The organism is uncultured Nisaea sp. (assembly GCF_963974195.1).
Taxonomy (GTDB): Bacteria; Pseudomonadota; Alphaproteobacteria; order Thalassobaculales; family Thalassobaculaceae; genus Nisaea.
In genome coordinates, this window is record NZ_CAXBDC010000018.1 from 1 (window position 1) to 14705 (window position 14705).

The window sequence follows — 14705 nt, forward strand, 5'->3', positions numbered from 1 at the left end:
ATACGAACTATGTTCTCGGCGCCAATCCGGGCGTCAGCGAGCAAGGCATCGTCGACCAGACCCTCGCCAACGTCCAGACAGGTCTGGAAAAAGCCTCGGCTCTCGGAGCCCGGCGGGCGATCGTGCTCAACCTGTTCGATCTCGACCGGGTGCCCACCCTGATATCGGCTTTCAACGCGGAGCAGCTCGCGCAATCCGGACAGCTGTCGGCCGCGCATAATGCCGGCATGCCGACCATGCTGGCCAACGCCCGGGCGAATACCGGCCTTGAGATCATCCTGGTGGATCTCGATGCGCTCTATGACGATATCGATGCGCGGCCGGGCCTCTATGGTTTCACCAACACCACAGGCTCCTGCATCACCAACAACGCCGCAAACGGCCAATGCCCCGACGCCGCGAGCGAGGCTGCCACGCTCTATTGGGACGGCCAGCACCCGACGACAGCGGCCCACGGTTATATCGCCGAGTTGGTGACGGCAACGCTGCAAGCCGTCGATGCCGATGGCGGCCGGCTTTCGACCCTTGCCGATTCAGGCCTCGAACAGCAGCGCGCGGTGATGTCCGCCCTGCGCGGGCAGATCCACGATCTGCACGGCGGGCCAGGCTTCGCGGGCGCGGGAACGGCCCCGGTCAGCAGCCAGGAATTCGGCAACAGCACGGTTTTCGTCATCGCCGAGAACGGTGTCGGCAGCCGGGACAAGGACGGGGATTTTTCCGGCTACGACTATGACAGCCAGATGGCGATTGCCGGCGTTGCCTACCGGCCTGCCGAAACCGGCAGGGATGTCGTTTTCGGTGCCCATCTGAGCTACGCCAGCATGGACTCGTCCATTAATGGCGGCGGCTCCTTCGAAAACAACGCGGTGACGGTCGGCGGTTTCGGTGGCTGGCGCAGCGGGGCATTCAGCCTCGGGCTGCAGGCAGGCCTGTCCTATCACACGGTCGATGACGTGAAGCGCGACACGGGTTTCTCGGTCATGCCGACAGCCCGCAGTGACACCAGCGGCTGGGGCGCCAATGCCGAGCTGGAAGCGCGCTGGGACAATGATGTCGAAATCGGCCAGCGTCGCATCGGCTATGCCGCCACCGGGCGTCTCGGTGCCGGCTGGACCACCCTCGACGGCTTTACGGAAAGCGGCGCGAGCTTCCTGAACCTGACGGTTGATGACAGCGATGTCGCCGAGGTGAAGGCCGGAGTGGATTTCACCGTCTGGACGGATGTCGACACCACGAGCGGCATCCTGCAGCCCTATCTCGGCGCCGGGTACGAGCGCGACCTGCTCGACGCGGAACGTGAAATCGACGGAAGGCTGTCCTCCGGCCAAACCATTCGCGCCGATTCCCGCGCGGCGGCACAGGATCTGTTCAACCTGACGGGGGGCCTGCGCTATCTCGCGACCGGCGGGCTTCGGGCGGAGTTACGGGTTGCCGCCTCGATTGGCGCCGGAGGCGAGGAAAGTTTCATCCTGCCGCAACTGAGGATCGCTAAAAGTTTCTGATCCGTTGTACACGGGAGGTTGATTCAGATATGCTTGAAATGATTGACAAAGACCTTCGAGCGGCCTGGCGCGGAATACCCTTGGGAGACCGCTTGGCTACGCAGCATTTTGTGAAACAGTGCTTCACCCAGTCTGGAGAAAATTGATGGAAGAAGATGATGTATTGGCTGCTCGGCGCGTCGAAGCCACGAGCATCGTAAACACCTATATGGGCTGGTCCGCCGGTGCCAGTTTCATCCCGCTTCCGTTTGCCGATCTGGCAGCGGTTACCCTGGTTCAGGTCAAGATGGTCGCCGATCTGGCGAAACTCTACGAAGTGCCGTTCTCGCGCAATGTCGTGAAAACAATCATCGCCAGCCTCCTGGGCAGCCTGGTGCCGGCCGGGGTCGCACGCGGCGCCTCCAGCCTGATCAAGGCCATTCCGGGTGTCGGAACAGTGCTTGGCGCGCTGACCTCCCCCGTCTTCACCACGGCCTCGACCTATGCGATCGGCAAGGTCTTCATCCGGCATTTCGAAGCCGGCGGCAACGTCATGAATCTCGATCCGGACTCTATCCGCGATCATTTCAAGTCCGATTTCGAGGAAGGCGTTTCAAAGGCATCGGACGAGCCGTCCGAAACGAAGAAGGCCGCCGCCTGATCACCCAGCGCGGCTGAAAAACTTCGGACAACCGACCGGGCCAGACATGCTCCGGTCGGTTGTTATGTCGCAGAGACGCTCATAACGGATCGCGCCCATGCAATTTGTCCCGCTCGGCCTCTATATACTGCTTTCTCTGATCCTGGCTTTTGCCGGACGGCATACCCGGATCGGTGCATTCGGTGTTTTTCTGTGTTGCGTGATCCTCACGCCGCTTCTGGTCGGGCTGGTCCTGGCCCTGGTGCGGCCGTTTCCCAAGACCACTTCATCCGGCACTTCTGCAGAAGGCTAACCCGCCCCGGGAGGGATTTCCGCGATGAAGACCGGTTCCGCCGCTGCCGATCTGGTTGCGTCTAACGGCCTGATCAAGTTTCTGCGCCGCGAAGCCACGCTATCGCCGCGCAAGGCGTTGACCGTGGCCGCTGTCGCCGGCCTGACCAACGCCATGATTCTGGCGATCATCAATACCGCCGCCGAACATGCGGAGCAGTCGGAATCCCGGCCGCTCTACGCCATATTCTTTGCCGCGGCGATGCTGCTCTATGTCGTTGCCCAGCGCTGGATCCTGACCCAGGCCGCCGAACAGGTCGAGGCGATGATCCACCGGGTGCGCATGCGCATCGTCAATCATCTGCAGCATTGCGAGCTGCTCGATGTCGAACAGCTTGGCCGGGCGGTGATCTATAGCGGCATCGCTCGTCACATGCAGACATTGTCGCAATCCGCCTCGACCGTGACCATCGCCGTGCAGATGTCGATCCTGATTCTGTTCACGGCGCTCTATATCGCCTGGATATCGGTCACGTCCTTCATCGCGCTGGTCGCTTTCATGAGCGTTGCGCTGTTCGTCTACTGGCGGAAATCCTACTCGGTGCGGAACGATCTGCGCGGCACGCTGGCGATGGACAACGACGTCTACACCACGATCGACGACCTGCTGGACGGCTTCAAGGAAGCAAAGCTGAGCCGGGGCAAGGCCCGGGCCATCGTCTCCCGGATCGAGGAGATCAGCCAGCGCGCCTCGGAGATGCGCGGCGTCACCCAGATCATGCTGGCTAAAAACTTCGTGTTTTCCCAGACCGCCTTCTACCTGCTGCTCGGCACAATGGTCTTCGTGGTCCCGCTCCTGACCTCCGGCTATTCCGACGAGGTTCAGAAATCCACCACCGCCGTTCTGTTCATTATCGGACCGATCTCCGGCCTGATCGGCTCGATCCCGATCTTCGAAAACGCCTCGGCCGCTTCCGAGGCGATCATGGATCTGGAACGCCACCTGAAGCGGCTGTCCGGAGTTGACCTCCCTGTCGATGAAGACGGCCATCCGCTCGCCGATGCCCCGGTGTCGGACAGCACGCGCTACGCCAATTTCACGACCATCGAGCTGCGCAGGGCCGTGTTCCGCTACACCCCGCCGAACGGTGATTCCAGTGAGTCCTTCACCGTCGGCCCTATCGATCTGACGGTCACCCGCGGCGAGGTTCTGTTCATCACCGGCGGCAACGGTTCCGGTAAGTCCACCCTGTTGCGCGTGCTGACCGGGCTCTACCCCCTGCAGGAAGGCACGCTGCTGGTGGATGGCAAGGCCCTGCCCAAGACGGCCCTGCAGGATTATCGCGAGATCTTCTCCACCGTGTTCGGGGATTTCCACCTGTTCTCAGAGCTTTATGGCGTTTCGGACGAGGCTCTGGAAGATGCCCCCGACTGGATCGACACGCTGGAGATTAACAACAAGGTGCAGTTCAACGGCCGCCGGTTTTCCACCACCGACCTCTCCACCGGCCAGCGCAAGCGCCTTGCCCTGCTGGCGGCAGCCCTGGAGAAACGGCCGGTTCTGGTGCTGGACGAGTGGGCCGCCGATCAGGACCCGATGTTCCGGCGCAAATTCTATCGCGAAATTTTGGGCATGCTGCGATCACGCGGAGCCACTATTATCGCCGTCACCCATGACAACCGCTTCTTCGATGCCGCCGACAGGCAGATGCATATGGAAGACGGCATGATGGCGGCCTACGACCCGGAGCTGTTCCATGATTAGTCGCTTCTTTAAACAGGCGTCGAGCTGGACGAACCAGCACTGGGTCGAGTTTTTCGCCACCGGCGCGATCCTGCTGCTCATGATCATCGTGTTGTGGCCGCTGATCGTCTACACCGTGCCGCCGGGGTCCGTTGGCGTGATGTGGTACCGTTTCTTCGGCGGCACCGTGACCGAGAAGAACGGCCAGCTCCAGGAGGGCATTCACTTCATCCTCCCCTGGGACAAGATCTACATGTACGACGCGCGCCTGCAGCGCATCGACGAGAGCGTGAAGGGCTTGAGTGTCGACGGTCTGGAAATCACCCTCAATATCTCCAGCCGGTACGTCATCAACAGCGAATATGCGGGTTTTCTGCACAAGAGCATCGGGCCGAATTATTCCGAGACGCTGATGCGGCCGCAGCTTCGGACCCTGATCCTCACCTATATTTCCGAGAATGAGGCATCCGACCTGTACTCGACACGCCGCGAGCAGGTGCAGACCATCGTGCAGACCCAGTTCCAGAGCAAGCTGGCGAACATCTCCTCGAACGTCCCATTCGACGATGCCTACATCCATCTCGAGGACGTGCTGATCGAGGAAATCGAGCTGCCGACCTTCGTGCGCAACGCGATCGAACAGAAGGAACGGGTCCGCCATATGAGCGAGGCCTATGATTTCCGCCTGCGGCTGGAAGAGAAGGAACGCCAGCGCAAGAGGATCGAGGCCGAAGGCATCCGCAGTTTCCAGGAAATCGTCGCCCCCGGCATCACCGAGAGCTATCTGCGCTGGCGCGGTATCGAGGCGACACTGCAACTCGCTCAGTCCAACAATGCCAAGGTCATCGTGATCGGCGGCGCGGACGGTCTGCCGATCATCCTGAATACCGATCCGGCCATGAAGGGAAGCGACGCGACCAATGAAAACGCGGCGGACCCGATGGGCAATCCGCTTGGCCCGCGCAGCGATCTGATGGGCTCACCATCCCTTGCCGGACCGGCGCCCCTGACGGCCTCCGGCGCCGCGATACAGAAAGACAGCATGACGCCCCCCGGCACACCGGCGGCACCGCAACAACCGACCCCGGCAAATGCTCCGGTCCAATCCGGAGCCAGCACAGCGCCAGCCGGTGGCCTGCCCGGCGACGGTCAGCTCCCCGATCAGACACTGGGAGAATGGCTGGATAAATTCACCGGCGCAGCCGGCAGGGATACAGCCGCGCCAAAGACGGTGAACTAGCAGGACGAAGCCACGCTAGGCAGGCGTTTCGTCCACGGCCCCATCGACGATGATCTGCGGAATCCCGCGCGAGCAGGCCTCGATCCGGGCATCGACGCCATACACCCGGCGCAGCATGTCCGCCGTCAACACCTCACGGGTCGCGCCCGCCGCGTGCAACCCGCCACCGGCCAGCACCATGACCTTGTCCGCGAACCGCAGGACCTGGTTCAGGTCATGGATGGCGAGGAAGATCAGCAGTCCCCGTTCCGTCGCCAGTCCCCGGATAAATTCCAGCACCTGCATCTGCCGCTTCAGATCAAGCGCGCTTGTCGGCTCGTCCATCATCAGGATCTCGGGTTCTCGTGCCAGCACCTGGGCGATGGAGACCAGTTGCCTCTGGCCGCCACTGAGCTCGCCCAGATTACGCATCGAGAGCCCCGAAATGCCGAGCTTGCCCAGAACCTCGTCGGCAATGGCCAGATCCGCCTGGCCGACGGACCAGGACGCATCCTGTTTGCGCGCCAGCAGCACGGATTCATAGACAGTGAGCACCGCATTGGTCGCGCTGTCCTGCGGCATGTAGACGATGCCGTTTCCGCGTGCCCCCTCGATCACCGCCCGGCCCGGCCCGTCGATGATCCCGGCCATACGCTTGAACAGGCTCGACTTTCCGGCAGCATTCGGGCCGATCAGCGCCACCACCTCACCACCCTTGAACGCGGCGGTGGTTATATCGCTCAGAACCGGGTTCCTGCCGTAGCAGGCGCCAAGGGCATCGAGACGAAGCGTTACCATGTCGGCTTCCGGCTGGAGAGAACGAGAGTGATGAAGAACGGCACGCCGATCAGCGCGGTCACGACGCCGATGGGGAAGATCGTGCCGGGGATCAGGGACTTGCTGACGATGGAGCTGATCGACAGGATCAGAGCGCCGCAAAGCGTGGCGGCGGGCAGGAAATAGCGCTGGTCCTCACCGATCAGCATCCGGGCAATATGCGGGCCGACAATGCCGATGAACCCGATGGTGCCGACGAAGGCGACCGGAAAGGCGGCAAGCAGGCTGACCAGCATCAGGGCTTGCAGCCGCAGGCGCGGCACCTTGATGCCGAAACTGACCGCCTTCTCATCCCCGAGCCGCAGCGCCGTCAGCGCCCAGACGCGCCGCGCCAGAAGCGGTGCCGCCAATGCCAGAACTGCCGCGGTAATACCCAGCGACTCCCAGCTTGCCTTGGTCAGGCTGCCCAGGGTCCAGAACACGATGGCCGACACCGCCCGCTCCGAGGCGAAATACTGAACCAGCGCCAGTGCGGCGTTGAAGGTGAAGACCAGCGCGATGCCGAACAGCACGATGGTCTCCGCCGTCGCCTGCCGCTTCAGGCAAAGCAGATGGATCAGGAAGGCTGTCAGCATGGCCATGAAGAAGGCGTTTGCCGGCACGATATAGGCGGCGAAGGGCAGCACGGCGACACCGAATGCCAGCGCCAGCGACGCGCCGAAACCGGCGGCTGCCGAGATTCCAAGGGTGAAGGGACTGGCCAGCGGATTGTTCAGGATCGTCTGCATGATCGCCCCGGCCAGGGCCAGCGCCCCGCCAGCCACCACCGCCATCAGCGCCCCCGGCAACCGGATTTCCCACAGCACCACCCGCGTGCGCAGCTCCGTCCCCGACGGATCGAACAGGCCGCGCAGCACATCCCCGATGCCAAGGCTGACCGGGCCAATCGCCACATCGCTTAACACGCTGGCAACAAGGGCCAGCAGCAACAGGGCAAGCAACAGGTTCTTGCGGCGGACGCGGCTGCGATAGATGCCGCTCGGCCTCGTTGTCTGATCCGTCATTTGAGGCTCACGAAATAGCCCGGCTCGTAGGGAACCGGCAGGAACCGCTCATGCAGGCGGCGGAAGGTTGCATCCGGATCGAGACCGGGGAACAGATCCGGGTGAAACCAGCGGGCAAGCTGCTGCAGCGCCACGAACTGGAAAGGACTGTTGTAGAACTGGTGCCAGATGGCGTGAAACCGGCGCGTCCGGGCGGCCCTGATCCCGGCATAGGCAGGCTTGGTGAGATAGCCTTCGAGCTTGTGCCGGGCTTCCGCGAGATCCGCACCGGGGCCGACGCCGATCCAGTTACCGCCGGGCACATAGGCCTCCCAGCGCGCACTGGTGACAACCACCTGATCCGGATCGGCAAGCAGGACATATTCGGGATTGAGCTGGCCGAAGGTGCCGGGCAGACGATCGGCGGCGATGTTCACACCACCCGCCATCTCCACCAATGTGCCGAAATTGCCCTGCCCGAAAGTCAGGCAACAATCCTCGGTATAGCCGCCGATCCGCTCGATAAAGATTTTCGGCCGGGCGGGCTGCCGGTCCCGGATCACATCCGTCACCCGGGCGATCTGCTCCCGCCGGAACGCGAGGAATTCCTCCGCCCTCTCCTCCCGGCCGAAGATCCTGCCGAACAGGCGGACGCTGGCTTCGGTATTCTCCATCGGCTTGTGCCGGAAATCGACATAGATAACGGGGATACCGAGCGCGCCGAGCTTCCGGTCGAAGCGGGCTTCCTCCGCCGCGGTCTCGGCTTCGTAATTCAGGAACAGCACGTCCGGGGCAAGAGCCACCGCCTGCTCCACATCGAACGCCCCCTGGGCCACGCCGCCGAAGGTCGGCAACGCATCGAGAGCCGGATATTTCCGCGCATATTGCGCATAGGTATCCGGGTCCGCCTTTTTCAGATCGTCCCGCCAGCCGATAATGCGCCCGACCGGGTCTTCCCGGTCCAGCATGGCGGCGATATAGAGCTGCCGCCCTTCCCCGAGCAGCACCCGCCGCACCGGCACCGTAACCTGAACCTGGCGGCCGACAATATCGGTGACAATGATGCTCTCTTGCGGGGCCTCAACGGCACTGGCCGCCCGATCCATCAGGAACAGGGCGGCCAGAACCAGAAGCGCCGGGACCAGAAGGCCCCGGCATCCTCGGGCAGGGAGAGGCATCAGAACTTCGCGGTCATCGACAGCGACACGGTACGCGGGGCACCAAGGCCGAGGCCGCCATAGCTGCCGGCCACACCGGACCAGTAGCCTTCGTCGAACACGTTCTCGACCGTGGCCCGGAAGATCACCGGCGTGCCGTAGACTTCCGCCGCATAGCGGCCGTTCAGATCCAGCCGGGTCCAGCCGTCGATGCTCTGGCTGTTGGCGGTATCGACATATTCCTCGCCGGTATAGATCACGCTGCCGCCGAGGGTCAGGCCGTCCAGAAAGGGCATGTCCCATTCACCGGAAATATTGGCCTGCATCTCCGGCACGCCAATCGGCCGGTTGCCCTTGGTCGCGGCACTGTTCGTCTTGGTCAGCTCGGCATCGAAGAAGGTCACGCCACCATAGAGCCGGACGCCGTCTGTCACTTCACCGAACGCGGACAGCTCAAGACCACGGTTCCGCTGCTCTCCACCGTCGGAGAAGGTGCCGTTCTCAAGCTGGCCGAACGGCTTTTCGATCTGGAACAGGGCAGCGGCAGCCGCGATGTTGCCGAAATCGAACTTCACGCCGACCTCATGCTGCTTGGCGATATAGGGTGCCAGCGCCTCGCCGGAATTGGAGGCGGTCGACGGCGCGATGTCGCCTCGGCTCAGTCCCTCGATATAGTTGGCATAGAGCGAGACATGCTGCCACGGCTTGACCAGAAGGCCGACCATCGGCGTCACCGCGTCATCATCATAGGAGGACGTGGTTGCCCCCGCCGCGTTGAAATTACTCGCCTCGATCTTCTGGAAACGCGCACCGAGAGTGAGTTGTGCCCTGTCGTCATAGGCCGACAGGGTATCCGCGATGGCCAGACCGGTCAGGGCGCTGTCGGATACTTTCGGCACGCTGCCCGGCTCCGTCACCGGAGGCTCCGCGCTGTCCACCGGGTTGTAGATGTTGGAAAACAGCGTGCTGGACGCAGAGCTGGCGCCACGAGACAGCTCGTCCTCGTAACGGCTGACCTGGAAAGACACATTGTGCCCGATCATGCCGGTCTGCAGGTCGGCCCGCACACCCGCATCGTAGGTTACCCGGTCGACCTCGAACTTGTAATAGGACGGGGTCGCCTGGGTATCACCCGCCGCGTTGATGATGAACGGCACCTGGCCGGAATAGCGGCTGACATCGGTATTCGCCATACCGGCACCGGCGAAGACGGTGACCTGGTCCGTCACGTCATATTCAACGCGCCCCTGCACCGACTGATCCTCGATCTTCGACCAGGCCCAGTTCTGGGAAACGTTGGTTGCGCCGCCCGGAGCGTCCGGCACCGGCACGCCTGACGCGACGAGATAGGGACGCACGGCCGCATCGAGATTTTCAATCTGATTGACGATATCAATCGTCGCCCGGAACCTCTCGCCCCGGTAATCGAGCGCGGCCGCGCCGACAAAGGCCTCGCGCTCCTGCTTGTCGAGCGCCGTGTCGCCATCCCGATAGCTGGTATTGACCCGGATGCCCCACTTGCCATCCTCGCTCCGCCGGCCAAGGTCGACATGGCCGCCAAACTGGGTGTCCTGGGCATAATCGAGCGTCAGATTAGTCACCGGCTCGTCCGTCGCGCGCTTCGGCACGATGTTGATGGTGCCGCCGACGCTGCTGTTCGGGGACATGCCGTTCAACAGGGCGGACGGCCCCTTCACCACTTCGATACGCTCGGCATAGTCGGCCATCACCCGGTAATTCGGCGCGACGCCGAACATGCCGTTGAAGGCCACTTCACCGAGATTGCCCTCGCCGATCGGAAAGCCGCGAATGAAGAAGGCATCGAGAATGCCGCCCTTGGTGCCGCTGGGCCGGACCGACGGATCCTTTTCAAGCACATCGGCGGCGGTCACCGCATGGCTGTCCTCGATGGTCTTTGCTGTATAGCTGCTGGTGGCGAGCGGCGTGTTCATCATGTCGCGGTTGCCAAGCAGGCCAAGGCCGGAGCCCCGCGCCAACTGTCCGCCCGCATATTCCGCCGGAACGATACCGATCTGCGCCGTATCTTCCGTAACGCCCTGGCCGTCGACCACAATCGGCTCCAGCGTCTGCGCGGCATCGCCCTGTTTCTGGCGCGTGATGGTGACCGTGCGCTCCGCCGTGAAGCTGAAGGTCAGGCCGGTGCCGAGCAGCAACCGGTCAAGCGCGGCGCCCGCCGTCATGTTCCCCGAAACGCCTGCCGTTTCCGCCCCGGCAATCACGGCGCTTTCGTAAGCGACCTGCAAGCCGGACTGTTCACGGAACTGCAGCAGGGCCGAGGAAAGGCCCTGCGCCGGAATGGCGTATGCCGCTTCAGTCGCCGCGGCCTGGGCGATCTGTTCCACTGCTTTCGGCTCGATCTGGCTCGCTGCCATCGCTGGCGCCGCCATGCCGGCACCGATCAACGCGGCGGCAGTCGTCGACATCAAAATACGGCGCAGCCATACCCGGCGGCCCAGCCTATCCGTCTGGTTCATTGTCATTCCCCGATTTTCCCCTTCGCCGCCACGAAAATGGCCGGCGCACTCAACACCAACAATGCGAATGACAGTCATTCGCATCTTTTGTCAGGCCTATGACGAACGGGGACTACCGGTTGCTTACCCCCGGCCGGACATTTTTTTCGACCGGGGCCGTCATCAGCGCAAAATCACGAGGAAAGGCGAGATATGCGTGACTGTCAGATCATGGGTCGCGGCAAGGCCTGCGACCGCCCCGTCAATGTCCGAGATATCAAACGCGCCGCCGACAGCGCGGTAAGGGGCATTTCCCAGAAGCAGGATGCGCCCGGGCCGGTAACGGTCCAGCTCGGCGATCGCCTCGTCCAGCGGTAGATCGTCCATCCGGATCACGCCGTCGCGCCACAGGGTAGCGGCGGCGACATCCACGGATACCGGCTTGCCCGGCGCCGCACCCGTCCGGTACCGGGTCTGCTGCCCGCGCTTTGCCCGGACAGAGGCCTCCGAACCAGCCGCGCCAAGAGGCGAGCGTACTTCCACGACGCCCTCCGTCACCGTCACGACGGTATCCGCAGGATCTTCGCGAATGACAAAAGCCGTGCCGACCGCTTCGGTCATGCCGCCTTCGGCGATCACCCGGAAAGGCCGGTCCGGATTGGAGGCAACCTGGAACAGGGCTTCGCCGCGCAGCAGCTCGACCCGGCGCTCGTCATCGCCATAAGTCACCGCAATAGCCGTATCGGTATTGAGATAGACGGTCGAGCCGTCCGGCAGTGCGACGGTACGCTGCTCGCCCTGCACCGTGCTGTAATCGGACAGCATTGAAATCCGGACATCCTCGCCGAAGAAAACGCCGAGCATGAGACACGCGGCCGCCAGACCGCCAACCAGTGCTGTCCGCCATGTCTTGCGCCCGTATCCGCGCGACGGCACGAATTCCCGGCGTGCCATGGCATCAGCCGCGCCCCGCAGGCTTTCCATCTGCTGCCAGAATTGACGCTCTTGCTCGAAGGCCGCCTGATGTTCCGGCGTCTCGGCCAGCCAGGCTTTGAACGCCTGCATATCCGCTTCGCCGACATCCCCCGACGCCAACTGGATGACCCAGTCGCGGGCAGCATCAACCGGCGTCTCTTGCATGGTTTCCTGCTCGGGGTTCACGTGACATTCGCCTTGCGACTGCGGGTTCGGAGTTTGCCGCCCGGGCTGACGCCCGCAACCGGCCCTGTCCTTAGATAAGACGAATGACGCCGCCAATTGTTTACCCAATCGGCGCTCATTCTTCGAGCCCGCCATCACGCGCACGGGACAGATGGTCCATCGCCCGGCGGATATGCTTGAACACACCGGCGGGAGACAGCCCGACAAGCGCAGCGATTTCCCGCTGCGGTTTCTCCTCGAAACGGCTGAGGGCAAAGATCTTTCGTGTCAGCGGCGGCAATTCGGCAAGCGCGCGTTCCATTCTCGCCAGTTCTTCCCGCGCCAGAACGATCCGCTCCGGTGTGGCCGGTGACATCCCTTCATTGAGAAATCGCCCGGCTTCTTCCTGCAGCTCCGCATGCCGGGCTTCCTTGCGCAGATGATCGACGGCAAGATTCTGGGCCATCCGGAACAGATAGGCCCGGCCATTGCGGATCTCTTCGGTATCCTCGTGATTGCGGACGCGGACATACAGTTCCTGCGCCAGATCCTGCGCCGCGAAGGCCGATTTCAGCCGCAGCATCAGGAAATGGATCAGGTCGCGCTCATTCTCCCTGAACGCTTCAACCAGCCGCGATTCCGACATTCTCTACCCGAGGCCCCGCCCGTGGCCAAACGCGCGGCGCAAGCGTCCGCTGTGAAATTCGGGCAGACGCTACCTTAATTGAGAACGATTCTCAACATCACTTGTGTAAGGGAGCATGCAGTCGGTTTAATCCGCCGCGAACGTCTCGGCAATCGACGCCAGAGAGGACACCAGAATCGGCAGCGGGTCGCGATCCTGGACAACAAGACCAACTGTATATTCCGCCATCGGCTCGACGATCCGGATTGCCCGCAACTGATCCTGCCCCTTGACGATGCGCAGGACATTCTCGGGCAGCACGGCGGCGAGATTGCTCTCCTGCACATGGACGCACAGGCTGATGATCGAGTTGCTCTCGACTTCCGGCACGGCGACACAATTGGCCTGACGGAAAGCGGCATTCACGATCCGCCGGTTCTGCATGTCCGGGGTCAGCAGACAGAGCGGCACGGACGCCACTTCCGCCCAGGTCACCGTTTCCCGGTCCGCGAAGGGGTGATCGCTGTTCACGAACAGCCGGTAGGATTCCCGGTAAAGCGGCCAGGTCTGGTAATTATCCAGCGGCTCATTATCCAGATAGGTCACCCCGGCATCGATCGAGCAATCCTCGATCTGGCGGGCGATTTCATTGGATGTGCGCGACATGATGGTGAAGCCGACCTGCGGATAGAGCTTGCGCAACGGCCCGGTCAGATCCGCGATCATCGGCAGGGCCGACGGAATGACGCCAAGGGTGATGGAGCCGGTCAGATCCCCCGTCAGGGCCTCCAGCTCACCGCGCATGCCCTCGCAATCCTCGACAATCCGCTTGGCCCAGCTCAGCACGCGCGCGCCCTCGCCCGTCAGGCCGTGATAGCGATGGCCGCGCTTGACGATGGAAACGCCAAGCTCCTGTTCCAGTTGCCTGATCCGGCCGGACAATGTCGGCTGGGTGACGTTGCAGACCTCGGCCGCGCGCGTGAAATGTTCTTCCTGCGCGAGCGCGATCAAGTACCGGAGTTGACGAATATCCATGACAGGGAAACTTTCAGGCGAGACTGGCTGGGTCGTGAAACTAAATTACCTGGCGACTGCCAATTCTACACCCTCGCGGGCGAGATCCGTTAACCCTTCGGCACCGCTGTTGAGCGTTTCCGTCATCGCCGCCCGCATCCGGGGATCCCAGAAGTCGATGATATGCTGGGCGATCTGCTTTACCGCGTGATCATGGGCGTAGGGCGTGAAGAATTCCGCGATCTGGTTCGCCATGCGGATCAGTTCCTCGGAATTCATGCTGCCGGCTCCTCTGCCCGTTCCGGGGTGAAAATCATCAGTTCCGTGTCCAGTGCCACCGCAAGTGTCATTCCCGCCTGCCCCGCCGCCCGCAGGGACAGCGCGCTCGGCGCCGAGGCGGCGGCAACCAGCGGCACGCCGATCCGGGCCGCTTTCTGCACCATCTCGAAGCTGATCCGGCTGGAGAGCAGAACGAAGCAACGGGAGGTATCCAGTTCCTGCCCGGCGGCGAAACCCGCCAGTTTATCCAGCGCGTTGTGCCGTCCGATATCCTCGCGCACGGCCAGAACCTCACCGGACAGATCGCAGAGCGCCGCCGCGTGGGTGGAGCGGTTCCGCGCCCGCATCTCCTGCCAGCCCGGGAAAGCCCGGTAGGCCCGGAGCACGGCGTCCGTATTGGGCATGATTCCGGAGATCCGGGGCAAGGCAGGAACCGCCGCCGCCAGCGTCTGGGCGCCGCAAATACCACAGCCCGCGCGTGCCGGCAGGTTCCGGCGCCGGGCCTCCGCTGCCGTTGCTCTTTGATCGCTGACCCTGAGATTGACGAGATACCCGTCCGCCACTTCGGCGATGGCGAGGCGCTGGAGGTCCGACGGTTGCCGCAGGATGCCCTCGTTCAGGGCAAAGCCGAGTGCGAAGTCTTCCAGATCCGCCGGGGTCGCCATGACGACGGCGAAATGCGCGCCGTTGACCAGCACCGCGACCGGCACCTCTTCCGCGATCGACCAGCGCACGGGTTCCGCGCGGTTTCCGCCACAGAGCGTGCCCCAAACATCATGGGAAACAGGCGGCGCGATAGTGTCGAAATGCCTCACCTGCAT

The 14705-nt window shown here is 63.0% G+C and carries 14 protein-coding genes; 5 read left to right on the forward strand and 9 right to left on the reverse strand.

What is annotated here, in order from left to right; translation table 11 throughout:
• The 5 genes from AAC126_RS06085 to AAC126_RS06105 form a co-directional block, all read left to right on the forward strand.
• A partial coding sequence (locus tag AAC126_RS06085; RefSeq protein WP_339851079.1) for an autotransporter domain-containing protein occupies positions 1 to 1502 on the forward strand: 1502 nt, incomplete at its 5' end.
• A gap of 145 nt (positions 1503 to 1647) precedes the next feature.
• A complete protein-coding gene (locus AAC126_RS06090) occupies positions 1648 to 2142 on the forward strand; it encodes a YcjF family protein (RefSeq protein WP_339851082.1) in 495 nt (164 codons plus the stop codon).
• Positions 2143 to 2239: 97 nt separating this feature from the next.
• A complete protein-coding gene (locus AAC126_RS06095) occupies positions 2240 to 2434 on the forward strand; it encodes a hypothetical protein (protein ID WP_339851084.1) in 195 nt (64 codons plus the stop codon).
• 24 nt (positions 2435 to 2458) lie between these two features.
• Positions 2459 to 4177 (forward strand): cyclic peptide export ABC transporter, encoded by a 1719-nt coding sequence (locus AAC126_RS06100; protein WP_339851087.1) that lies wholly within the window; start codon positions 2459 to 2461, stop codon positions 4175 to 4177.
• Positions 4170 to 5396 (forward strand): SPFH domain-containing protein, encoded by a 1227-nt coding sequence (locus tag AAC126_RS06105; RefSeq protein ID WP_339851089.1) that lies wholly within the window; start codon positions 4170 to 4172, stop codon positions 5394 to 5396. Before AAC126_RS06100 ends, AAC126_RS06105 begins: the two co-directional genes overlap by 8 nt.
• A gap of 15 nt (positions 5397 to 5411) precedes the next feature.
• On the opposite strand, the gene AAC126_RS06110 is transcribed toward AAC126_RS06105, so the two are convergent.
• From AAC126_RS06110 to fdhD, 9 genes are all read right to left on the reverse strand, one after another.
• Positions 5412 to 6173, reverse strand: coding sequence for an ABC transporter ATP-binding protein (locus AAC126_RS06110; RefSeq protein WP_339851092.1), 762 nt, complete (start codon positions 6171 to 6173; stop codon positions 5412 to 5414).
• Positions 6167 to 7216, reverse strand: coding sequence for an iron ABC transporter permease (locus tag AAC126_RS06115; RefSeq protein WP_339851094.1), 1050 nt, complete (start codon positions 7214 to 7216; stop codon positions 6167 to 6169). Before AAC126_RS06115 ends, AAC126_RS06110 begins: the two co-directional genes overlap by 7 nt.
• Complete coding sequence (locus AAC126_RS06120) at positions 7213 to 8373, reverse strand: ABC transporter substrate-binding protein (RefSeq protein WP_339851096.1); 1161 nt, start codon at positions 8371 to 8373, stop codon at positions 7213 to 7215. The genes AAC126_RS06115 and AAC126_RS06120 overlap by 4 nt, the downstream gene beginning before the upstream one ends.
• Positions 8373 to 10853 (reverse strand): TonB-dependent receptor, encoded by a 2481-nt coding sequence (locus AAC126_RS06125; protein WP_339851098.1) that lies wholly within the window; start codon positions 10851 to 10853, stop codon positions 8373 to 8375. The genes AAC126_RS06120 and AAC126_RS06125 overlap by 1 nt, the downstream gene beginning before the upstream one ends.
• Positions 10854 to 11009: 156 nt before the next feature.
• Positions 11010 to 11987, reverse strand: a complete 978-nt coding sequence (locus tag AAC126_RS06130) for a FecR domain-containing protein (RefSeq protein WP_339851100.1) — start codon at positions 11985 to 11987, stop codon at positions 11010 to 11012.
• 115 nt (positions 11988 to 12102) lie between these two features.
• Positions 12103 to 12612, reverse strand: coding sequence for a sigma-70 family RNA polymerase sigma factor (locus AAC126_RS06135; RefSeq protein ID WP_339851102.1), 510 nt, complete (start codon positions 12610 to 12612; stop codon positions 12103 to 12105).
• A 126-nt stretch (positions 12613 to 12738) separates the two neighbouring features.
• A complete protein-coding gene (locus AAC126_RS06140) occupies positions 12739 to 13626 on the reverse strand; it encodes a LysR family transcriptional regulator (RefSeq protein ID WP_339851104.1) in 888 nt (295 codons plus the stop codon).
• A 45-nt stretch (positions 13627 to 13671) separates the two neighbouring features.
• A complete protein-coding gene (locus AAC126_RS06145; RefSeq protein ID WP_339851105.1) occupies positions 13672 to 13884 on the reverse strand; it encodes a formate dehydrogenase subunit delta in 213 nt (70 codons plus the stop codon).
• A complete protein-coding gene (gene fdhD / locus AAC126_RS06150; RefSeq protein WP_339851108.1) occupies positions 13881 to 14705 on the reverse strand; it encodes a formate dehydrogenase accessory sulfurtransferase FdhD in 825 nt (274 codons plus the stop codon). Before fdhD ends, AAC126_RS06145 begins: the two co-directional genes overlap by 4 nt.